The organism is Streptomyces sp. NPDC002870, assembly GCF_042888505.1.
Classification (GTDB): Bacteria; Actinomycetota; Actinomycetes; order Streptomycetales; family Streptomycetaceae; genus Streptomyces.
In genome coordinates this window covers 94,147-114,327 of sequence record NZ_JBIAPW010000026.1, presented here as the reverse complement: position 1 = coordinate 114,327, position 20,181 = coordinate 94,147, and the positions used below count along the sequence as shown (strand labels likewise).

The 20,181-nt window shown below is 68.1% G+C and carries 17 protein-coding genes; 12 read left to right on the top strand and 5 right to left on the bottom strand.

The features are described from left to right. Window positions 1-44: 44 nt before the first annotated feature. Entirely contained in the window at window positions 45-1,469 is a 1,425-nt protein-coding gene (locus ACFYWY_RS27250; protein WP_389190659.1) for a cytochrome P450, read from the bottom strand. Window positions 1,470-2,043: 574 nt separating this feature from the next. Here ACFYWY_RS27250 and ACFYWY_RS27245 point away from each other — a divergent pair. The 3 genes from ACFYWY_RS27245 (at window position 2,044) to ACFYWY_RS27235 (ending at window position 5,023) form a co-directional block, all read left to right on the top strand. After that, on the top strand, window positions 2,044-2,973 hold the full coding sequence (locus tag ACFYWY_RS27245; protein WP_389190658.1) for an ABC transporter ATP-binding protein: 930 nt from the start codon (window positions 2,044-2,046) through the stop codon (window positions 2,971-2,973). Continuing rightward, complete coding sequence (locus ACFYWY_RS27240; RefSeq protein WP_389190657.1) at window positions 2,970-4,160, top strand: ABC transporter permease; 1,191 nt, start codon at window positions 2,970-2,972, stop codon at window positions 4,158-4,160. The genes ACFYWY_RS27245 and ACFYWY_RS27240 overlap by 4 nt, the downstream gene beginning before the upstream one ends. Window positions 4,161-4,513: 353 nt before the next feature. After that, the gene (locus ACFYWY_RS27235; protein ID WP_389190656.1) at window positions 4,514-5,023 is read left to right on the top strand and encodes a hypothetical protein; all 510 of its coding nucleotides are present in this window, start codon (window positions 4,514-4,516) and stop codon (window positions 5,021-5,023) included. A gap of 10 nt (window positions 5,024-5,033) precedes the next feature. Here ACFYWY_RS27235 and ACFYWY_RS27230 read toward each other — a convergent pair whose 3' ends face one another. Then, a complete protein-coding gene (locus tag ACFYWY_RS27230; protein ID WP_389190655.1) occupies window positions 5,034-5,597 on the bottom strand; it encodes a hypothetical protein in 564 nt (187 codons plus the stop codon). 285 nt (window positions 5,598-5,882) lie between these two features. Here ACFYWY_RS27230 and ACFYWY_RS27225 point away from each other — a divergent pair, with 285 nt between their 5' ends. Continuing rightward, window positions 5,883-7,295: a hypothetical protein gene (locus ACFYWY_RS27225; protein WP_389190654.1), complete on the top strand. Its 1,413-nt coding sequence runs from the start codon at window positions 5,883-5,885 to the stop codon at window positions 7,293-7,295. On the opposite strand, the gene ACFYWY_RS27220 is transcribed toward ACFYWY_RS27225, so the two are convergent. Further along, window positions 7,261-7,716, bottom strand: a complete 456-nt coding sequence (locus ACFYWY_RS27220) for an Lrp/AsnC family transcriptional regulator (RefSeq protein WP_389190653.1) — start codon at window positions 7,714-7,716, stop codon at window positions 7,261-7,263. The genes ACFYWY_RS27225 and ACFYWY_RS27220 overlap by 35 nt on opposite strands. Before the next feature lie 207 nt (window positions 7,717-7,923). On the opposite strand from ACFYWY_RS27220, the gene ACFYWY_RS27215 reads away from it, so the two are divergent. The 8 genes from ACFYWY_RS27215 to ACFYWY_RS27180 all read left to right on the top strand — a co-directional run bounded on the left by ACFYWY_RS27215 (window position 7,924) and on the right by ACFYWY_RS27180 (window position 15,362). Further along, window positions 7,924-8,961: an asparaginase gene (locus ACFYWY_RS27215; RefSeq protein WP_389190652.1), complete on the top strand. Its 1,038-nt coding sequence runs from the start codon at window positions 7,924-7,926 to the stop codon at window positions 8,959-8,961. Between the two features lie 254 nt (window positions 8,962-9,215). After that, window positions 9,216-9,851 (top strand): DUF4389 domain-containing protein, encoded by a 636-nt coding sequence (locus ACFYWY_RS27210; protein WP_389190662.1) that lies wholly within the window; start codon window positions 9,216-9,218, stop codon window positions 9,849-9,851. A gap of 148 nt (window positions 9,852-9,999) precedes the next feature. Next, window positions 10,000-10,956 (top strand): DUF3048 domain-containing protein, encoded by a 957-nt coding sequence (locus tag ACFYWY_RS27205; RefSeq protein WP_389190651.1) that lies wholly within the window; start codon window positions 10,000-10,002, stop codon window positions 10,954-10,956. Window positions 10,957-11,027: 71 nt separating this feature from the next. After that, window positions 11,028-11,753 carry a response regulator transcription factor gene (locus ACFYWY_RS27200; protein WP_389190650.1) on the top strand — a complete coding sequence of 242 codons (726 nt, stop codon included), beginning with the start codon at window positions 11,028-11,030 and terminating at the stop codon, window positions 11,751-11,753. Further along, entirely contained in the window at window positions 11,750-13,243 is a 1,494-nt protein-coding gene (locus ACFYWY_RS27195) for a sensor histidine kinase (RefSeq protein ID WP_389190649.1), read from the top strand. The genes ACFYWY_RS27200 and ACFYWY_RS27195 overlap by 4 nt, the downstream gene beginning before the upstream one ends. Window positions 13,244-13,324: 81 nt before the next feature. Then, complete coding sequence (locus tag ACFYWY_RS27190) at window positions 13,325-13,726, top strand: hypothetical protein (RefSeq protein WP_389190648.1); 402 nt, start codon at window positions 13,325-13,327, stop codon at window positions 13,724-13,726. After that, on the top strand, window positions 13,726-13,947 hold the full coding sequence (locus tag ACFYWY_RS27185) for a hypothetical protein (RefSeq protein WP_389190647.1): 222 nt from the start codon (window positions 13,726-13,728) through the stop codon (window positions 13,945-13,947). Before ACFYWY_RS27190 ends, ACFYWY_RS27185 begins: the two co-directional genes overlap by 1 nt. Window positions 13,948-14,333: 386 nt before the next feature. Continuing rightward, complete coding sequence (locus ACFYWY_RS27180; protein WP_389190646.1) at window positions 14,334-15,362, top strand: alpha/beta fold hydrolase; 1,029 nt, start codon at window positions 14,334-14,336, stop codon at window positions 15,360-15,362. 102 nt (window positions 15,363-15,464) lie between these two features. Here the strand turns inward: ACFYWY_RS27180 and ACFYWY_RS27175 are convergent, their stop codons facing one another. Together ACFYWY_RS27175 and ACFYWY_RS27170 are read right to left on the bottom strand one after the other, a co-directional pair. Next, complete coding sequence (locus ACFYWY_RS27175) at window positions 15,465-17,144, bottom strand: lysyl oxidase family protein (protein WP_389190645.1); 1,680 nt, start codon at window positions 17,142-17,144, stop codon at window positions 15,465-15,467. Window positions 17,145-17,534: 390 nt separating this feature from the next. Then, the gene (locus tag ACFYWY_RS27170; protein WP_389190644.1) at window positions 17,535-19,820 is read right to left on the bottom strand and encodes an ATP-binding cassette domain-containing protein; all 2,286 of its coding nucleotides are present in this window, start codon (window positions 19,818-19,820) and stop codon (window positions 17,535-17,537) included. Window positions 19,821-20,181 lie beyond the last annotated feature (361 nt).

The window sequence follows — 20,181 nt, the reverse complement described above, 5'->3', positions numbered from 1 at the left end:
TCTAGGGGTACTCCTACTGTTTGCCGTGGCCGGACGGCCTCCGGTCAGCGCCGACGCCGCGGGATCATCTGCAGGCCGCCCCGGGGCTGGAGGGTGATGTCGCTCGTCACCCGGGCGGGGGGCGGGCCGACCGGCTCGAATTCCCACTTCCTGCTGAGCGTGGCCAGCGCCATGACCCCTTCCATTTGCGCGAAGGAGTTGCCGATGCACTGCCGGGGTCCGGCACCGTAGGGCAGGTAGCTCATTTTGGGCCGTCCGGGAGCTGTCGCATTGCCGCTCAGCGGGTCGCCGTCGTCGGAGTCGACCCACCGCTGCGGGGCGAAGCGCTCGGCCTCCGGCCACCATTGCGGGTCGCGGTGCACGATGTAGGGACTCACCATGATCACGCTGTTCTTCGGAATGTGGTACCCGAGAGCGGTGAACTCGGTCACCGCGCGCCGGACAAGGATCCAGGCGGGGGGATACAGCCGCAGCGCCTCCGTGAACACCGCATCGGTCCACTTCAGCCGCGGCAGGTCGGAAACCTCGGGCAGCCGGTCTCCCAGCACCTCGTCCAGTTCCGCGTGCAGCCGCTCCCTCGCTTCGGGATTGGTGCCCAGCAGGTAGTAGGCCCAGGTCAGGGCTCCGGACGAGGTCTCGTGCCCGGCCATCAGCAGGGTCATCGCCTCGTCGCGCAGCTCCTTGTCGTCCAGCTTCTCGCCCGTGTCGCCGTCCTGCACGGTGAGGAGCACCGACAGCAGATCCTCGCCGTCGCCGGAACCTCGGCGACGTTCCTCGATCATTTTGTAGAGGATGGCGTCGACGTTCCTCAGGCCGCGCTTGAACTGACGGTTCGCCGGCAGCGGCAGGTACAGCAGGAACTTCCAGATGGGGCTCATCTCCCACCGCAGGGGCCCACCTTTGCGGGGGAACGCCGTGCGGATGGTCGATGCGACGTCGCTGTCGAGTGAAACATCGAAGAGGGTCCTGGTCACCATGCCCAGAGCCAGCTCGTACATCGCCTCCTGAAAGTCCAGTTGCTTTCCGTCGGAGAACTTGTCGGAGGCCTCCGAAGCAATCTTGGCGAACGATTCGCCGTAACCCGAGATCCGCTGCCGGTGGAAAACCGGCTGAATGAGCCGGCGCTGCTTGCGGTGATAGTCGCCCGCGCTGGTGACCAGTCCCTTGCCCAGGACCCGCTCCAGAGTCGAACCCCAGTCGTCGGGACCCGGCCCGACTTTCTGCGCATCCTTGTCGAACTTACGGCTCGACGCGATGATCACGTCCTGGACCACGTCGGGGTCGCTGACTATGAAGGCGTACTGATTCCCGAACGGGACGCGCATGATAGGCCCGTACTCCTCACGCAGACCGGTGAGGAAGCGCGGCACATGAGCCGTCATTTTGCGCAAGTCCCTGATCCTCACCTTGCCGATGGGAACCGGCTCGGTGGCAGCGGGAATGTCGGGAGCGGGCTGTACATCAGTCACAAGTGTCTCCTGATGTTGACGAAGGCAGACCGGGGCGGCCCTCGATGCACCGGGACGGGCATACGGAAAGACACAGGTCTGGCAGCCACGACCGGGAATCGGAGATTCGCACGGCCGAACGGAATCGGACGCTAGCACCGCCGTCCTGACGCGGCGTATGCCGTCCGGCGTTGTCTAGGGAAATCCGGGCAACGACGCGTCGGCAGTGGCTCCGTCGCGCCCTCGTGGCATCCCTGGCCACAGGCGGCGTGAGGACCGCCCGGGTCCTGATGAGCCGACGGATGCCGGGCCGGGCCGACCCGGTTCGACGGGCCGGCGGCGTTCCAGCAATTCCCTAGAGTTCGGGGCAGTCGCTGGCCGGGGTTCCGCCAACCGTGCTGGGCTGGGGCCGTCCCACCGCCGATCGGCTCCTCGCCTCGGCTTGGCCCACCGGAAGCCGGCACTCGGACGGATGCCCCGGTTCGCCGGCACCCGAACCCCACCGACCACGAAGAGAGCGACGTCGAGTGATGGACCTGCAGAAACTCTCGGACCGGCCTGCGGAGCACGCCTGCCCCGTCCCGGTCGGCATGTCATGACCACCGCGGTCAAAGCGGCAATCAAGGCGGAAGATCTCAAGAAACGCTACGGGCACATCCAGGCCGTCGACGGGGTGTCGCTGACGATCGAGACCGGCGAGTTCTACGGCATTCTCGGCCCCAACGGCGCGGGCAAGACCACCACCCTGGAGATAATGGAAGGCGTCCGCCGGCCCGACGAGGGGCATATCGAACTCTTCGGTCTCAGCCCTTGGCCCCGCAACACCAAGCTGCTGCCGCGCATCGGTGTGCAGTTCCAGGCCTCGTCGTTCTACGAGCGGCTCACCACACGCGAGACCATCCGCCTCTTCGCCTCCTTCTACCGCATCAGCGCCCGCGATGCCGACATGTGGCTGGAGCGGGTGGGACTCTCGGAGTTCGGCGGGGTCCACGCCGAGAAACTCTCCGGCGGGCAGGCCCAGCGGCTGTCGATCGCCTGCGGTCTGGTGCACAACCCGGAACTCGTCTTCCTCGACGAACCCACCGCCGGCCTGGACCCGCAGTCCCGCCGCAACCTGTGGGATCTCCTGCGCGACATCAACCGGGAGGGCCGCACCGTGGTCCTCACCACGCACTACATGGACGAGGCAGAGATCCTCTGTGACCGGGTGTCGGTGATGGACCACGGCAAGGTGCTCAGGACCGGCCCCCCGGCCGCACTGGTCCGGGAGCTGGACGACACGGTGCGGGTGAGCGTGGAGTCCGGGCTGGTCTCCACCGACGCCGTGCGCGAGCTCCTCGCCGCGGGCAATGCCGAGATCTCGTCGGTGGAGGACGACGGCGTGTCACTGACGCTGTCCACCCGGGTGCCCGGGCCGGTGCTGTCGGTCCTGGCCGCCCAGGGCGCGCTGCGTGGCCTGCAGGTACGCGGCGCAACCCTGGAGGACGTCTTCCTCCAGCTGACCGGACGGGAGTTGCGCACGTGAGCATCGATCACACCGAGGAGGCGACGGCCGAAGGCACGCAGGGGCAGGCGGACCCGGCGCCGGAGAGGCGTACGGCGCCGGCGGGGGAACCGGGGTCGGACCGGAAGAAGGCCGAGCGGCTCAGCGCCTTCCGCGAGCTGTCCCGCGTGATGTACCTGGTCTTCGCCCGTGACAAGGCAGCGGTCTTCTTCCTGATCGTCTTTCCCGTGCTGTTCCTGCTGCTCTTCGGCACCCTCTTCAGAGGGGAAACGACCGGGCACGCAAAGGTCGCGGAAGTCGGCAGCGTGCAAGTGCTGGACGCCGTGCGGGGCAAGGACCGTGCAGAGCTGGACAAGGTGCTCAGCATTACCCGCGTGACGGACGAGGCGGATGCGCTGGCCAAGGTCAGGAAGGGCGAGTACGACGCACTGATCAAGCAGGGCTCCGGTGGCACGGTCGTGCTCCACTACAGCGCCACCGACCAGGTCAAGGCGGGCACCGTCCGGGGGGCGGTCAACGCACTGCTGGAGCGGGCCAATGTGGCCGCCACCGGCAAGCCGCCGACCTATACCCTGAGCAGTCAGACGGTCGAGGACGAGTCCCTCAAGCCCATCCAGTACATCACCCCGGGGCTGCTGGGCTGGGCGATCGCTTCGGGCGCGGTGTTCAGCACGGCACTGACGCTGGTGTCCCTGCGCCGCAAGAGGGTGTTGCGGAGGATGCGCCTGTCCCCGATCAGCGCGGGATCGGTCGTGGCTTCCAGGATCGGCGTGACCATGTTCATCGCCTTCAGCCAGACGGCGCTCTTCCTCGGCGTGTCCACGCTGCCGTTCTTCGGGCTCCGGCTGTCCGGCAACTGGTGGCTCATCCTGCCGCTGATCGCCTGTGCCACCCTTTCCCTCATGTCGATCGGCCTGTTGGTCGGTGCGGTCACGAAGACCGAGGAGTCGGCCGGCGGCCTCGCGCAGCTGCTGGTGCTGCCGATGTCGTTTCTGTCGGGCTCGTTCTTCACGCTCGACGACTCTCCGGGCTGGTTGCAGGGGATCGCTTCCGTGATGCCCCTGCGGTACCTGGTGACGGGCAGCGAATCCGTGCTCAGTCGCGGCGGCGGCGTCATGGACGTACTGCCGACGATGGGCGGCATGCTGCTCTTCGGTGCCGTGATGACCGCGATCGCCTGGCGCTTCTTCAGCTGGGACGACACGTAACCCGCACGCGCAACTGGCAACACACACGGAGCCGTACGCGCAGGTCTGGCGTACGGCTCCGTGCGTTGGGCCGAGATGGCCGGTGCCCGGCAGCGCCCGGCGGCGCCCGGCAGAGGCGACGAGTGCCGGACGCAACAGGGCCAAGCCCAGGACAGAGGCATAAGACGATGCAAACCCAGACCACACGGCGCATCCACCTTGACCCACCGGCCCGCCCACACCTGCCGACACTGTTGTCGGTTGATGAGACCTCTGATGAGACCTCGAGCTCGACGCTGGCTCTCAGGCTGGGCAAGGCCGGTCTCGCCCTCGGCGGGGCCGTGCGCTGGGGAAGCGAAGAGGCCTGCGCCGCCATGCTGGAACGAAGACCGGCGATGATCCTGCTCGATGTCCCCACGACCGAGGCCGACGGGCTGGCACGACTCGTCCGCGCCGCGTCATTGATCGCCCCCGTCGCCGTCCTGCGCCACCAAGGACGCGACGCCGTCGCAGCGTTCACCGCCGGAGCAGTAGACGTGCTCGACCGGCAAAGACCCGCCGCCGAACTCGCCTGGCGCATCCACGCCGACCTCAGACGTCGCCCGCCACTGCCCGCACCACCTCCGTCAGCAGCAGGAACCTCCGGTCAACGCCTGCTCTTCGACGTCATCGCCAGAGCGCAGGCCCCCATCTGCTGCCACCACCTCAGACTGCTCCTGGGAACACCCTGCCTCCCCATGACACTTCGGGCGCTCAAGGCACGAATCCAACGACTACTGCCTGTCTTTACCCATCACGGACTGACACTCGTCGTCCATCACCAGTGGGGGCTGGCGACCTACCACACCCGCAGCGCGATAGCCCCAGAGACCACAGGCTCCTGAACGTCCGGTCTCACCCGGTCGAAGGAGCCGGCTGTTCCACGGCCGGTCCGGTGATTGCGCTGTAGTAGACGGAATTCTGCTGCTTGGTGCGCTCGCTCTGGTTCTTTGCGACCGATGCTTCCAAGGCGTTGCGCACCAGTGTGACGTTCACCGTGCGCTTCGGGTGTGCCTGCGCCAGCTCCTTGGTGACTTCGGCCGCTGACCGCGGTTCATGGTGCTCAGCGAGCAGGGCGACGACGAGCTCGCGCAGCGGCGGCCCGGCAGGTTGGGCCTTTGCATCGGCCTTCGTCTTTGGCGCATTCTTGGGGCGTTTGGCCTTGCCGGCAGCCGTGTTGGCGCGCCGCGCGCCGGGAACCACTGCGGTCGTTGCCGCTGTGGATTCCGTTGCAGGGGCGGCCCCCAGGGCCGTCTGCATGCTCAACAGCAGCTCGTGATCCTGCTGCAGCGCCTCAAGCTGTTCCTGCAGTTCGGCAGCCTCGGACTTGAGGCGTTCTTGTTCTCTCGCGTTGGCCTCGATGTCGGCAGCGACCTGCTTCGCGTATTGAGACTTCAGGGTGGGGTTGTCCTCCGGCACGCCGGATCTCTCTTTCCTCGTGGGTATGTTGATGGCGGATGCTACCCACACTCACCCCATTTACAGAACGGTGAAGTAGCTGGTCAGTCTCGTACCCCACTGCCGGCGCGAGTGAGGCGCCGCCGTCGCCCAGTACCCCGTCGTGTGTCCAGCGCACCGAATTGCTCGTCTGCGAGCGGCAGTTCAGGGCACTTATGGTTCGGCCTCAACTGCGGCCCGCGGCCCCGGCCTCCCGAGCCTGGTCCGTCGTGCCACCACCGGGCTTCGCACGGAAGGACCTTCGGGTTGTCGCTCTTCACGCGCTCTTGTCAACTGCCGGATACGGACAAGGCAACCACCGAGGAGGGCCTGACGCCGGACGACACCGCCGCGGATCAGGACGACCCGGACGAGGCTGTCGCAGGTGACGGCCGGCGGGGCAGGCATCCGGCCGCGGCGCGGGCCGTGACGTGGGTGACCACTGCCCTGGCCGCCATGCTTGTGATCTTTGCCCTCCTCCTGCCGAACGAGCTCACCCGCCTCACTCCCGGCGCGTTCGCGCGCATTCCGGTGGAGGGGATACTCGGGGCCGCGTTGCTGCTCGTCCTGCCGCCCAGGGCCAGGCGGGTGGCGACGGTGCTCGCCGGCATGGGCCTGGGCGTGCTGACCATCCTGAACTTCCTCGACATCGGCTTCTACTCGTCTCTCGACCGGCCGTTCGACCTGATGCTCGACTGGATCCTGTTCGACGACGCACAGGCGTTCCTCAGGGACTCGGTCGGCCAGGCCGGCGCGATCGGTGCCGTGATCGGGGTCGTCGTCCTCGTCCTCGCCCTGCTCGTCCTCATGACGCTGGCGGTCGTCCGGTTGAGCCACCTCATGGTCCGGCACAGCACCACGGCCACCCGCACCATCCTGGTACTCGGGACCGCGTGGATCACCTGCGCGGCGCTCGGCGTGCAGATAGCCGGCGCACCGCTCGCTTCCAGAAGCAACGGCCGTGCTCGTCCAGGACCGTGCGCACCAGGTGCGTGCGGGCCTGACGGACGAGCGGGCGTTCGCCAAGGAGGCAGCCGACGACGACTTCCGCGACACTCCGGCCGATCAGCTGCTGACCGGGCTGCGCGGCAAGGACGTCATCTTCGCCTTCGTCGAGAGCTACGGCCGCAGCGCGGTCCAACGCCTGGAGCACGGCCAACCCGCGAGCCACTGATGGCGGAGATCATCCTGGTCTCCAGCCACAACCCCTGGGCGCCCCTCCCCAAGATGATCGGCTGGGATGAGGTCGGTGACGGCTCGGTCTACGACGCCATGAACATGGCGGGAAAGGACCCCAAAGAGGTGTGGAAGGACCCCAACCAGGTGCGCACCGAGTACCGGCGCTCCATCGAGTACTCGCTGAGCAGCCTGATCTCCTACATGGAGAAGTACGGCGACGAGAACACGGTGCTCGTCTTCCTCGGCGACCACCAGCCCGCCCCGATCGTCACGGGCGACGACGCCGGCCGGGACGTACCGATCGCGATCGTCGCCCACGACCCGGCCGTGATGGACCGTATCTCCGGCTGGGGCTGGCAGGACGGCCTGAAGCCCGGCCCGAAGGCCCCGGTCTGGCGGATGGACACCTTCCGCGACCGCTTCCTGACCGCCTACGGCCAGGGGCCGGGACCGGAGCGCGGGGGCGTCAGCCGTCCACCGGCAGGCCGCGAGGCTCCTTGATCCGCTTCATGACGATCTGCGAGTTGACCTCGGTGACGCCGGACAGCGTGGTCAGCTTCTCGATCCACAGGCGCTCGTACGCGCGCAGATCCGCGACCGCGATACGCAGCAGGCATCCCGGGCTGCCGAAGAGCCGGTACGCCTCGATGACGTCGGGGATGTCCTGGAGGCCGGCCTCGAAGGCCTCGACCACCTCACGGTCGCGCTTCACCTCGATGGAGACGAGGACTTCGAAGCTCCGGCCGACCGCCTCCGGATCGATCACCGCTCGATAGCCCTGGATCACCCCGTCCTGCTCCAGCTGCCGGACCCGGCGCATGCACGGTGAGGGCGTCAGCCCCACCCGCTGCGCCAGCTCCTGATTGCTCAGCCGTCCGTCGCTCTGAAGCTCACGCAAGATATCTCGGTCGATCGCGTCCATGACGCAATCATCCACGAGCCGGTGCCGCGGAAGGGCCAGAATTTGGCGATCACATTGCGGGGAAAGGCTCCTATCATTGCGTCGGACTGCCCCGGCATCCCCGGGTCAGCCATGGGGCGCAGCCCGGCCGGGGCCACGAGCAGGGCCGGGCAGCGTGCCCCGCCGAATTCGCCGCCACACCCGCGGCACGAACGAGGAGTGGGCACTGTGGGACGCGTCGTCGTCATCAGCACCGGCGGGACGATAGCCAGCCGCTGGCAAGGTTCGGGATTCGCCGCCGACGCAGGGGGCCAAGAGGTCATGGCGACCGCCGCGGTGCCCGAGGGCATCACCATCGAGGTCGTCGATCTGTTCAGCATGAACAGCCCGCGTCTCACCACCGCTCACCAACTCACCCTGCTCCGCACGGTGCACGAGGTACTCAGGGACCCCGACGTGCAAGGCATCGTCGTCACCCACGGCACCGACACCCTGGAGGAGTCGGCGTTCCTGGTCGACCTCCACCACGACGACCCGCGCCCGGTCGTCTTCACCGGCGCCCAGCTTCCGCTCGACGCGGCCGACGGCGACGGACCCGGCAACCTCCATGACGCGTTGCTGACCGCCGCGACGACGCGTGGTCTCGGGGTGCTGGTCGCCTTCAACGGCAAGGTGCACGCAGCCCGCGGCACCGTCAAGACGCAGACGCTCGCCGCTGACGCCTTCGGCGACCCGTCCGGCGCCCGCATCGGAAACGTCGGCTTCGGCCGGGTCTTCGTACTGCGCCACCCCCAGCGCCCGGCCGCGCTGGCCCTGCCCCACGTGCCGGACGACCTGCCCCGCGTCGACATGGTGATGCACCATTCCGACGCCGACCCAGTGCTGCTGGAGGCGGCCGTGAGCGCGGGGGCCCAGGGAATCGTCCTGGTGGCCACCGGCGCCGGCAACGCCACCCCCGAGATCGCCGAGGCCGTCGCCTCCGTCACCTCGCGCGGCGTGCTCGTCGCCCTGACCACCCGTGTCCAGGCCGGACCGGTCACCGAGATCTACACCCAAGGCGGCGCGGTCGACCTCGTGGCCGCGGGCGCCGTGCCGACCGGCACGCTGCGGGCCGGCCAGGCCCGGATCGGCGTGCTCACCGCGCTGCTTGCCGCCACCGACCCACGGGAGCGGGAACGGATACTGCGCCACACGCTCGGCGAGGCCGGGTCCGGCGACGCCGGCCCGTCGGCCGAACTCGTCCACGCCGTCGCCGGACGCCGTTGACACACCGTCATGGCTGACGGATCCGGTGTCGAGGGGGCGACATGAGTCTCGCGGAACTCGGAGCAGGAGATCGAAGGCGGCCCGGACCTCGTCCCAGTGGCGGGTCTGCGGCTTCTTGACGTCCGGGTGGAGGTCAGGCCTGCCCTGTTTGAGCAGCCCGTCCGGAACTCGCGCCCGGCTCGGATCCGGCCCAACCTGGAATCAGCCCCTCGATCTACGAAGCCTCGTGTACGAAGGAGCTGACAGCCATGACGATGACACCGGCGACTTACCCCCCGGTGAGAGTGGATGCGAATCTGGACGCACCGCTGTCGCGCTGGTTGTGGCTGGTGAAATGGCTGCTCCTGATCCCGCACTACATTGTGCTGATCTTCCTGTGGATCGCCTTCCTGCTGGTCAGCGTGGTCGCGTTCTTCGCCATTCTGATCACGGAGCACTATCCGCGGCCGCTGTTCGACTTCAATGTCGGGGTGCTGCGCTGGACCTGGCGGGTCACGTACTACGGGTACGGAGCGCTGGCCACCGACCGCTACCCGCCGTTCAGTCTCGGCGCGGAGCCCGGCTACCCGGCCCGGCTGGACATCGCCTACCCAGAGCGGCTGTCGCGCGGCCTTGTCCTGGTGAAGTGGTGGCTGCTCGCCATCCCGCACTACATCGTGATCGGCTTCTTCGTCGGCGGCTTCCACGGTGGCTGGTGCGACGGTGGGCTCGTCTCCGTGCTGGCCATCATCCTCGCCTTCACCGGCAAGTATCCCAAGGACCTGTTCGACCTCATCATCGGGCTCAACCGCTGGGTGCTGCGGGTTGCCGCCTATGCGAGCCTGATGACCGACACGTACCCGCCCTTCAGGCTGGACATGGGTGGTGCGGAACCCCCTGCCCTGCCATGACCGCGGCACGAGGCCGCTGTCCGCCAGTGCCGCCTCGTGAAGTCTGTTCGGATGGGCGTTCGAGGGTGTATGAAGGTGCCACCCCCTGCCGACGCCGCTGTCACCAGTCAGCATCGGCTCCGTCGGTCGCCTTGAAGGGGCGTCGGCCATGCCCGCGAAACCGAGATCAGCCATAGCCACACTCGCGATGCTGATGGCCGCACTCGCCCTTGCCGTGTCGGGGTGCCAGGGCGGCCAGAGTACGCAGCCGCCCGATCACCGCGCCCCGTCCACCGGGGAATCCGCGCCCCGCTCCCACGTCCTCGCGGTCAAAATCGACAACGTTGCGTCGGCCCGGCCCCAGACAGGGCTCGACAAGGCGGACATCGTCTACGTCGAACAAGTTGAGGCGGGACTCAGCCGGATACTCGCCGTCTACTCCTCCCAGCTGCCGCCCGTCATCGGTCCCGTGCGCAGCGCCCGTGAAAGCGACCTGGAGCTGCTTCGGCAGTTCGACCGGCCGACCCTCTCCTTCTCCGGGGCACAGACCAAGCTCTTGCCCCTCATCGAGGCAGCCCCAGTGGAGGCGCTTTTGCCGGAGGAGGCACCGGACGCGTACTTCCGCAGCCCGGACCGAGCCGCCCCGCACAACCTCTATCTACGCCCTGAGCGCGCCCTGCGCGACACGTCCGGTGTGAACGCCGCCGACTACGCCGGCTTCGGCTTCGGTCCCCCGCCGCCGGGCGGAAGACCGGTGACCGAGTACAGCGTCAACTATCCGGCCGCACGCTTCGGCTTCACCTGGTCGGCAGCCCGGCAGAAGTGGCTCGTGGCGATGGACGGGTCCCCCTCCCGCACACCGGCAGGGCAGCAGTTGGGTGCGGCCACCGTCGTCGTGCAGTACGTGACCGTGCGCTCGTCGCGCTTCCGGGACCGAGGGGGGAACACGTCTCCGTACACCGAGACCGTGGGCTCCGGCACCGCCCTCGTCCTGCGCAACGGCAAGGCACACGAGGCCGAGTGGGAACGGGGCACCGTCGAGTCAGGGACCGCATTCACGACCTCTGACGGCAGGGCCATAGCCTTCGTCCCGGGACAGATCTGGATCGTGTACGCGCCTCGCTGACGTCGTCCGGGTAGCGCACGATGGGACGGGTACCGGCGTGGCGCAGAGCGCTGAGAGGGCGGGAGTGGCGGATGGGTGGTGACGTTGGCGGGGGACGGGTGTTGGTGGTGGATGACGATCCGGCGATCCGGCGTTCGCTTGCGCGGGGACTGCGGTTGGCCGGTTTCACCGTGGCCCTGGCCGAGGGAGGGCGGCCCGCCCTGGTCCATGTGCGCCGGGGGCCGACGGATGTGGTCGTGCTGGACATTTCCATGCCGGATCTCAGCGGAATTCAGGTGTGCCAGGCGCTGCGCGAGGACGGTAACGACGTGCCTGTGCTGATGCTTTCTGCGCTCGACGAGACGACGGACCGGATTGCCGGGCTGCAGGCGGGTGGCGACGACTATCTGGTCAAGCCGTTCGCGTTGCAGGAGTTGGTGCTGCGGCTCGAAGCGCTGTTGCGCCGGCGGCCGCCGAGGGCCACGGACGTGGTGCGCATCGGCCGCCTGGTGCTGGATCCCGCGGCGCGCGAGGCGCGGCTGGGCGATGAGTCGCTGACGCTGACCCGGCGGGAGTTCGAGCTGCTGGAGGTCCTGGCTCGCAATGCGGGGATCGTGCTCACCCGGAGCCAGTTGCTGGAGCGGGTCTGGGGGTACGACTTCGACGTGCGCACGGATGCCGTCGACACCTTCGTCAGCTACTTGCGGCGCAAGCTGGAGAGCGGCGGCAGGGCACGCCTGATCCATACCGTGCGGGGAGTCGGCTTCGTTCTGCGCTCGGACAGCGGCTGGTCGGACAGCGGGGGCCGGAGCACGTGAAGCTGTCCGCGCGTATCGCTCTCGCCGTTGGCCTGACCGTGCCCGTCCTGGTGCTGGCGGCGGGATGGTTGCTGCTCCAGCTGGTCGCCCGCGATCTGCATGCCGAGCAGGACGCGCACCTGCGCGAGCGCGCGCTCGTGGTGGCCAAGGACGCCCGGCGGCTGCTGCGGGCCACCGCCGCCGACCGTCCCGCGGCTGTCGAGCAGGCGCGTGAGCGGCAGTTGTACGCCTCAGGCCTGGATGTCGGCATCCGGCTGACCGGACCGCAGGGCACCGTCTCGGGCGGACCGCAACCCGATGCTTCCGTGCCCCTGCCGGACAGCGCGCGGGGGCCGGTCACCATCGAAGACGGCGACCGGAGCTGGCGGGTGCTACTGGTCCGCGTGCAGGGCTCGCGTCCTGGCGTCGATGGCACGCTGTGGCTGTTCTCCCCTGACAGCGCGAGCGAGAACCAGTTGACTCTCGTACGTCGGCGCGTGGTGACGGTGGCGCTGCTGGCCGCTCCGGTTTCCGGTCTGCTGGCTCTGGCTGTCGCCTCACGGGCGAGCCGCCCGCTGCGCCGGCTGCAGCAAAGCACGAACGGTCTTGACCCGAGGGCGGATACGGCGAGGCTCGACCACACACGGACCGGGGTCACCGAGGTCGATGATCTCGCCCGGACGCTGCAGACGGTGCTTGCCCGCTACGACGAACAGGCCGCCCGGACCACGGGCGCCCTGGCCACCGCCCGGTCGTTCGCGGCCGCCGCGGCGCATGAACTGCGCACCCCGCTGATGAGCATGCAGACCAACCTGGAGATCCTCACCGAACATCCCGGACTCGGACCGGCAGACAGGGCGGAGGTGCTGGAGGATCTCCGCGCTGAGCACTCCCGGCTGCTGGGCCTGCTGGTGATGCTGAGGGAACTCGGGCGGGGCGACCTGATCGAGGCCGACGCGTTCGGCTCGGTGGACCTCTCGGAGGTGATCGACGCGTCGGTCGCCGACGCCCGGCGCAGGCATTCCGCGTCGGAGATCACTGTGCCGGTCATGCCACGTCTCAGGGTGCATGGTTGGGAGCCTGGAATACGGACGATCATCGACAACCTTCTGGCCAACGCCCTTGTTCACGGGCGGGACAGGGACGGTCGGGCCCGGATAGAGCTGGGCCTGCGAGCGGGCGGACATCCCGCGGGATCGGTCGCGGTGCTGACAGTGGACGACCGCGGGCCCGGCATCCCGCCGTCACGCCGTGACTCGGTCTTCCATCGCTTCGAGCGCGGGCCGGGCAGCCCCGGCTCCGGGCTCGGCCTCACCCTCGTCGCACAGCAGACCGCACTGCATGCAGGCAGCGTCCAGCTCCAGGACCGGCCTGGCGGCAGGGGCACTCGGATCGAGGTCCGGATCCCCGTCCGAGAGAGCAGGCAGACCGAGATCCCCTTGCCGGCCGAGCGGGACTGGCTGATCGGAGCTGCGGAGCACCCACAAGGTTTCCACAAGGACGGCTCCTAACTTCTGGGCACGCGCAGGCAATCGGGCCTCGCCGTTCGTTCTCGTTCCCGTCCCGTTCCCGTTCCCGGAGGAGAAGCCGTCATGAGGCTTGCATGGACCGCTGCCCTGGCTCTGACCAGCGCCACCGCACTTCTCGCCACCGCGGCAGGCACAGCCTCCGCCGGCGGGGGCACACCCTCGCCGGACACCGCGCCAACCGGTGACGGCGCGCAAGCCCTCTGCAAGCGGGTACCCAAGATCGAGAAGCGTCTTGAGCGGGCGCTGGACCGCCTCGACGGGGATGCGACTCAGCGCGGCTCCATCGCCCGGCTGGCGAAGCGGGTCGAGAACGCCAAGGCAGCCGGTCATACCGAGATCGAGACCTTCCTCAACGACAAGCTCACCTTCCGCCGCTCCCTCGTTCCCACCCTCGAGAAGCGCCAGAAGGACCTGGTCGCGGTCAAGACCTGGTGCAAGGCGAACAACAACGGGAGCGAGAAGTGATGCCACGCCGACGTACCGCTACGGCCGTCGCGACCGCCCTTCTGCTCCTCACGGCGCTCACCGGCTGCGGGCAGGACAGCGCCGGGCAAGGCAGCGGAACGACCGACAGCACCGCGACCACCGGACCGGCGGATGTCACCGAGATGAAGAGGCTCGTGGATGCCGCCGAATCGGCCGCGGCCGCAGCGGAATCCGCGGCAGCGGAGGAAGAGCAGGACTGACGCATCAGGAAGAACGCCGGAGCGGCTCAGTATCCGTACCGCCTGGGCGAGTTCGGCGCGCGCGCAGCGCCTCGGCCTCGCGGCCGGCATCGGGGCGGGGACGGCCGGGGCGGGCGCCGGGACAGCCGTGGGACGGGCCGCACCCGACACGGGCACACCACCGATGCGGTGACGAACGCGGCGCGTCCCGCTGGGGAGCGGACCTGTCGCGTAGCTCTGAACTACTACGGGTCGGGGGGCGGCTCGGATTGCGGAACCAGCAACTTTTCTCGCGACCGCCACGGCGCATGCCCATGATCGTGGTGGAGGGCGTGACACAGGTCCCGTGCCGAAGAGGGTGCCCCTCCGCCGCCCGCACGACGTCATCAAAGGTTTCAGGAGGACACATGTCGCAGCCCGCCCCTTCGGCTCCGGCCCCGGTTCCGGACGCAAAGCACCGATTGCTGGAGGTCCCCGGTGGTCGTATCCATCTGGTGGAGCAGGGCAGCGGCCCTCTGGTCCTCCTGGTCCATGGCTTTCCCGAGTCGTGGTACTCGTGGCGCAACCAGCTCCCGGCCCTCGCCGCGGCAGGATTTCACGCGGTCGCCATCGACGTCCGCGGTTACGGCCGCTCATCGAAGCCTCGTGAGGTTGAGGCGTACCGGATGCTGGCCCATGTCGCCGACAACGTCGGAGTCGTGAACGCGCTCGGCGCACAGACGGCGGTGGTCGTGGGCCACGACTGGGGTTCACCGATCGCCGCCAACTCGGCGCTGCTACGGCCCGACATCTTCACCGCCGTCGGGCTGCTGAGCGTTCCTTACACGCCGCGGAACGGGCTCCGTCCCACCGATGCGTTCGCCCGCATCGGCGGGAGCGAGGAGTTCTACGTCAGCTATTTCCAGGCGCCCGGACGGGCCGAGACGGAGATCGAGCTCGATGTCCGTGCCTGGCTGGCGGGGTTCTACTCCGGGCTCTCCGCCGACACGATGCCACCGGTCGGCGACAGCAGTCTCTTCTTCGTCCCCAAGGGAGCAAAGCTCTCCGACCGCTTCGTCAGCGACACCCTGCCCTCCTGGCTCACAGAGGCCGACCTCGACTTCTACGCAGCCGAGTTCGAGCGGACCGGACTGACCGGGCCGCTCAACCGCTATCGCAACGTCGACCGGGACTGGGAGGACCTCGCCGCATGGGACGGGGCACCGATCACCCAGCCCTCGCTGTTCATCGGCGGAGACCTCGACGCCACCACCACCTGGATGGCCGACGCCATCAAGGCCTACCCCACGACCCTCCCCGGCCTGGTCTCCTCGCACATCCTTGAAGGCTGCGGGCACTGGGTGCAACAGGAGCGGGCCGACGAGGTCAACCGGCTCCTGATCGACTGGCTCCAGTCCCTGCCCGCCTACGCACCGCCGCTGCACACGTCATCCTGAGACACACACTCATGTCCCCGCGGCGGGTCACGTGCCACGGGCCCGGTCACGCCAGAGCGCGACCGGGCCCATGACTTCACGTCAGCGTGAACCACCTGGATGTCAGGGGGCGTTGATCAGCTCATGCGGAGGGACGGTCACCTTACGGGCGCCCTTGGTGCCGCTCAGTACGACCTTGCGGAGCGCCACGTTGTTGTTCAGGTTGCTCTCGAAGAGCCGCTTTTCGGGGTTGGCGATCACCTGGATGTAGTACGTGCCGTTCGGCAGATCGGTGACGTCGAAGGACTGACCGGGACGGTACTGCGTGTACGTGTCACCGGAGCCGACGTCGAGCACTTCCCGTACTGAGAGCGAGCTCTGCTGGCCACAGGCGGTGGACAGGTCCGTGTTGTTCGGGTGCCAGTTGGCGTTCTTCACCGTGTAGTCGATGGCATCGGTGTTGGCGAGGCAGAAGGCTTCCTTGCCGCTGCGCACGATCTCCTTCTGGTCGGCGCGGAGCAGACGGTAGCTGGCGAAGTCGGTGAAGTGCCAGTGCTCGTGGCCGGCGCGCGGGTCCCACTCCATGGTGCCTGTGGGCGAGTAGCCGACCTGCTTTCCGGCGGAGTCGTAGAAGTACTGATAGGCATCCATCAGGTCCTTGCCCGGGGTGCGGAAGCCGTCCACGACCAGCGGTGCGGGGCCTGCGTTCCACACATTGGCGCTGAAGACCATGTAGTCCTTGCCCGGGACGTCCCCGTCCTCTCCGTCGGAGATGCCGATGTCCCAGGCGGGCAGCGAACGGAGGTCGGGCTTGGGTACGTTCGGCACGCTCGCCCGGCCGGCGGGGCGCTTCGCGTTCGCCTTCAGCGCGGGCGCGATCCGGGAGCCGTCGGTGTGCCCGGGCCCGTCGCCGAGATGCGCCATCGAACGGCCGGCCTTGAGTGCGTACGGCAGTGCGGGCGGCGCGGGGGCGTCGGCACCGCGGCCCTCGTGGTAGGCGTGGCCCGACCCGTTCGCCGGCTGCCCGGGCGCTCCCGCTCCGTGGCCAGAGTGTCCGGCCACCATGGAATCGTGCGAGCCCCGGGCGCCTGCGCCTCCCTCCTCAGGCTTGCGTTCGCGCACGGTCACCGTGAGCGTCTTGGGCTCGTCCGGCAGCTTGAACAGGTCGCGGTAGCGCTTCGTCACGGACACCTTGGCGGTGTACTTCCCGGCCGGCACGTCCACCGGACTGGAGTAGTAACCCGCATAGGTGTTGGACGCCCAGCCCTTCTCCACACCCCACACCGAGCCCAGTGTGAACGGGTTCGTGGGACAGCTCTCGGGATACTTCGACTTGGCCGGGGCGTCGGGGTGGATCCGTCCGGACGCATTGTTGGGGCAGAAGGTCTCCGCCCGCTTCGCCACTACCTTGCCGCGCGTGTCGGTGAGGGTGACCTCAACGAATCCCGGCAGGCCGGAGAAGTCCTTCACCAGACCCGCCGGAAGCGTCCTGGTCCGGGTCTTCTTCCCCTCCCGGATGATCTGCTTGGCGACGACGGGGTCCTTGTAGGACTTACGTGTCACGTTGAACTCAAGGGGACTGCCCTCGGAGGTGATGTACGTACCGAGATCCAGGTACACCCCCGGTTCGCCCTCCCACCGGTCGAGGGTCACCGAGGTCGACGCGGCGATCAGACGCAGCTTGGGTGAGGCCTCCGCCGGCTTGCCGACGGGCGAGGCGGCTGCCACGCCGGCGACCACTGTGAGTGCTGCGGAGGCGGCGAGCGCCGAACGCCATAAACGCTTGCGGTGCTGTCTGGTCATCAGTTCCTCGCTTGCGAGTGCCACTAGGACATGAGGCTGAACAGGCGGCGCACGGGCAGATCATCGGCCGGCTACGGTCCGACGGCTGCTGAGCAGAATCGTGGGCCGGCCTGTGAGATCGGGCGAAACCTCGACCGGTTGCCTGCCGACTCGCAAGTTCCTGATCGTTGTCCGGAAACGGACGGCTCATGGCGGATCAAGCCGTCCTGGCGCCATCTCCGCCCTGTGGACGCTCGGTTGTGGTACAGCACAGGACCGGCTCGCCGGCCGCCGCGGCAGCCTTCGCCGAGTTGTACAGCGGCAACGACACCGACTACTGACCCGCACCCGCGGCAGCCGGAGGGCAGCTCACTGCGCGACGGGGCTGCCGCGGAAGGCGGTTCGCAGTGGCTAGGCACCCACGTACTGGCGCAGGTGCTGTGCCGTCAGGGTGTCCGAGGAGGCCACGAGATCGGCGGGCGTACCGGTGAAGACCACACGCCCGCCGTCGTGGCCGCCGCCCGGACCGAGGTCGATCAGCCAGTCGGCGTGCGCCATCACGGCCTGATGATGCTCGATGACGACGACCGTGTTGCCCTCGTCGACCAGCCGGTCCAGCAGGGCGAGCAGCTTGTCCACATCGGCCATGTGCAGGCCCGTGGTCGGCTCGTCGAGGATGTACGTCGAGGACTTCTCGGCCATGTGAATGGCGAGCTTGAGCCGCTGCCGCTCACCGCCGGAGAGCGTGTTCAGCGGCTGTCCGAGGCGGAGATAGCTCAGGCCGACGTCGGCGAGCCGCCCGAGAATCGTGTGTGCCTGCCCGGAGGGGAAGAACGCGTGCGCCTCCGCGACCGACATCGCGAGCACCTCACTGATGTTCTTGCCGTTCAGCTGGTACGTGAGCACCTCCGGCGTGAACCGCTTGCCCTCGCACTCCTCGCACACCGAGGCCACGCCTGCCATCATCGCGAGGTCGGTGTAGATGAGCCCGAGCCCGTTGCACTTGGGGCATGCGCCTTCCGAATTGGCGCTGAACAGGGCGGCCTTGACGCCGTTGGCCTTGGCGAAGGCGGTGCGGATCGGGTTCAGGAGCCCGGTGTACGTCGCCGGATTCGAGCGGCGCGAACCACGGATCGGCGACTGGTCGGCGACGACAACGCCCTCCCGATCGGCGAGATAGCCGTGGATCAGCGAGCTCTTGCCGGAGCCTGCGACTCCGGTGACGACGGTGAGCACGCCGAGCGGGATGTCGACGCCGACGTCCTTCAGGTTGTGCAGATCGGCACCCTTGATGGACAGCTGTCCCTGCGATGTGCGGACGGCCTCGCGCAGGCGGGCCCGGTGCTCCAGGTGCCGGCCGGTGAGCGTGCCGGAGGCGCGCAGCCCGGCGACGTCCCCACTGAAGCAGACCTCACCGCCGGCCTCGCCCGCACCTGGACCGAGGTCCACCACATGGTCGGCGATCGCGATCACTTCGGGCTTGTGCTCGACCACGAGCACGGTGTTTCCCTTGTCCCGCAGGAGCAGCAGCAGATCGTTCATGCGCTGGATGTCGTGCGGGTGCAGGCCGATGGTCGGCTCGTCGAAGACGTACGTGACGTCCGTGAGGCTGGAGCCGAGGTGCCGCACCATTTTCACGCGCTGTGCCTCACCGCCGGACAGTGTGGAGGCGGGGCGGTCCAGGCTGAGGTAGCCGAGCCCGATCTCGGCCAGAGATTCCAGTAGATGGCGCAGATTGCCGAGCAGCGGGCCGACGGCGGTGTCGTCTATGGAGCGTATGAACGCGGCCAGATCACTGATCTGCATCGCCGAGCACTCGGCGATGTTCACGCCGTCGATCTTCGACGACAGAGCGGCCTGTGTGAGCCGCGTGCCGCCGCACTGCGGGCACTGGGTGAAGACCACGGCCCGGTCGACGAAGGCCCGGATGTGGGGCTGCAGCGCCTCACGGTCCTTGACGAGCCAGCTCCGCTGGATCTTGGTGAGGAGACCCTCATAGGTGAAGTTGTTGGACCCCACCTTGACCTTGACGGCCGCTTTGTGAAGGAAATCCTTCCACTCCTGATCGGTGAAGTCCCCGAGCTTCTTGTCCGGGTCGTAGAAACCGGACGCGACCATGATCGACCAGGGCCAGGAATCCACGGCGTAGCCGGGGACGGTGATCGCGCCCTCGTTCAGCGACTTCTCGCGGTCCACCAGCTGGTCCACGTCGATGTCCGACACCTGGCCGAGCCCCTCGCACCTGGGGCACATGCCCTCGGGCAGGTTGAAGCTGAAGGCGCCGGAGGTGCCGATGTGCGGGGTGCCCAGGCGGCTGAAGATGATCCGCAGCATCGTGTACGCGTCGGTGGCGGTGCCCACCGTGGAGCGGGAGTTGGCACCCATCCGTTCCTGGTCGACGACGATCGCCGCGCTCAGATTGTGCAGCCCGTCGACGTCCGGACGGCCGAGGCTAGGCATGAACGACTGAATGAAGGCCGTGTACGTCTCGTTGATCAGGCGCTGCGACTCGGCGGCGATGGTGCCGAAGACGAGGCTCGACTTCCCGGATCCGGAGACTCCGGTGAAGACCGTGAGGCGCCGCTTGGGCAGATCGATGTCGACGTTCCTGAGGTTGTTCTCGCGGGCTCCACGGACCTGGATCACCGTGTGGCCGTCGGCGGGGACCAACTCATGACTGGAATGGGCAGCGGGCATTCAGGTTTCCCCCCTTTTTCCTCTCCCTCGCACCCGCGGGCCGGGCATGGCTGAGGGCTGAGGGCTGACGCGGGCCGGACGGCATAGAGCCTGAGCCGGTCCGGCTGACCGACTGCCCGCGCCACGGTTCGAACATCATAGAGAGACGTACGCCTTCGGATGCGTGTTCGGCAGAGGTCGGCGTGTTCCCCTTCGCCACCCAGAAAACCTATCGGCAGAGTTATAGGGTCTATCCCTCGCGAGATGCATATTTTGCGCGTCTCATGACCGAGCGTGGAGCAAACTTCATGCTCGGCACTCACAGAGCCGACAGCGCCGATAGAGGAGCCTGGCCCGCGACGGCGGCGTTTCTGAGCCATAT

Bases quoted from the DNA above. Each gene is read 5' to 3' on its own strand.
- ACFYWY_RS27180 (WP_389190646.1), top strand. From the start codon at position 14,334: ATGTCGCAGCCCGCCCCTTCGGCTCCGGCCCCGGTTCCGGACGCAAAG.
- ACFYWY_RS27245 (WP_389190658.1), top strand. From the start codon at position 2,044: ATGACCACCGCGGTCAAAGCGGCAATCAAGGCGGAAGATCTCAAGAAA.
- ACFYWY_RS27200 (WP_389190650.1), top strand. From the start codon at position 11,028: ATGGGTGGTGACGTTGGCGGGGGACGGGTGTTGGTGGTGGATGACGAT.
- ACFYWY_RS27190 (WP_389190648.1), top strand. From the start codon at position 13,325: ATGAGGCTTGCATGGACCGCTGCCCTGGCTCTGACCAGCGCCACCGCA.
- ACFYWY_RS27175 (WP_389190645.1), bottom strand. From the start codon at position 17,144: ATGACCAGACAGCACCGCAAGCGTTTATGGCGTTCGGCGCTCGCCGCC.
- ACFYWY_RS27235 (WP_389190656.1), top strand. From the start codon at position 4,514: ATGCTGGAACGAAGACCGGCGATGATCCTGCTCGATGTCCCCACGACC.
- ACFYWY_RS27205 (WP_389190651.1), top strand. From the start codon at position 10,000: ATGCCCGCGAAACCGAGATCAGCCATAGCCACACTCGCGATGCTGATG.
- ACFYWY_RS27210 (WP_389190662.1), top strand. From the start codon at position 9,216: ATGACACCGGCGACTTACCCCCCGGTGAGAGTGGATGCGAATCTGGAC.
- ACFYWY_RS27220 (WP_389190653.1), bottom strand. From the start codon at position 7,716: ATGGACGCGATCGACCGAGATATCTTGCGTGAGCTTCAGAGCGACGGA.
- ACFYWY_RS27170 (WP_389190644.1), bottom strand. From the start codon at position 19,820: ATGCCCGCTGCCCATTCCAGTCATGAGTTGGTCCCCGCCGACGGCCAC.
- ACFYWY_RS27185 (WP_389190647.1), top strand. From the start codon at position 13,726: ATGCCACGCCGACGTACCGCTACGGCCGTCGCGACCGCCCTTCTGCTC.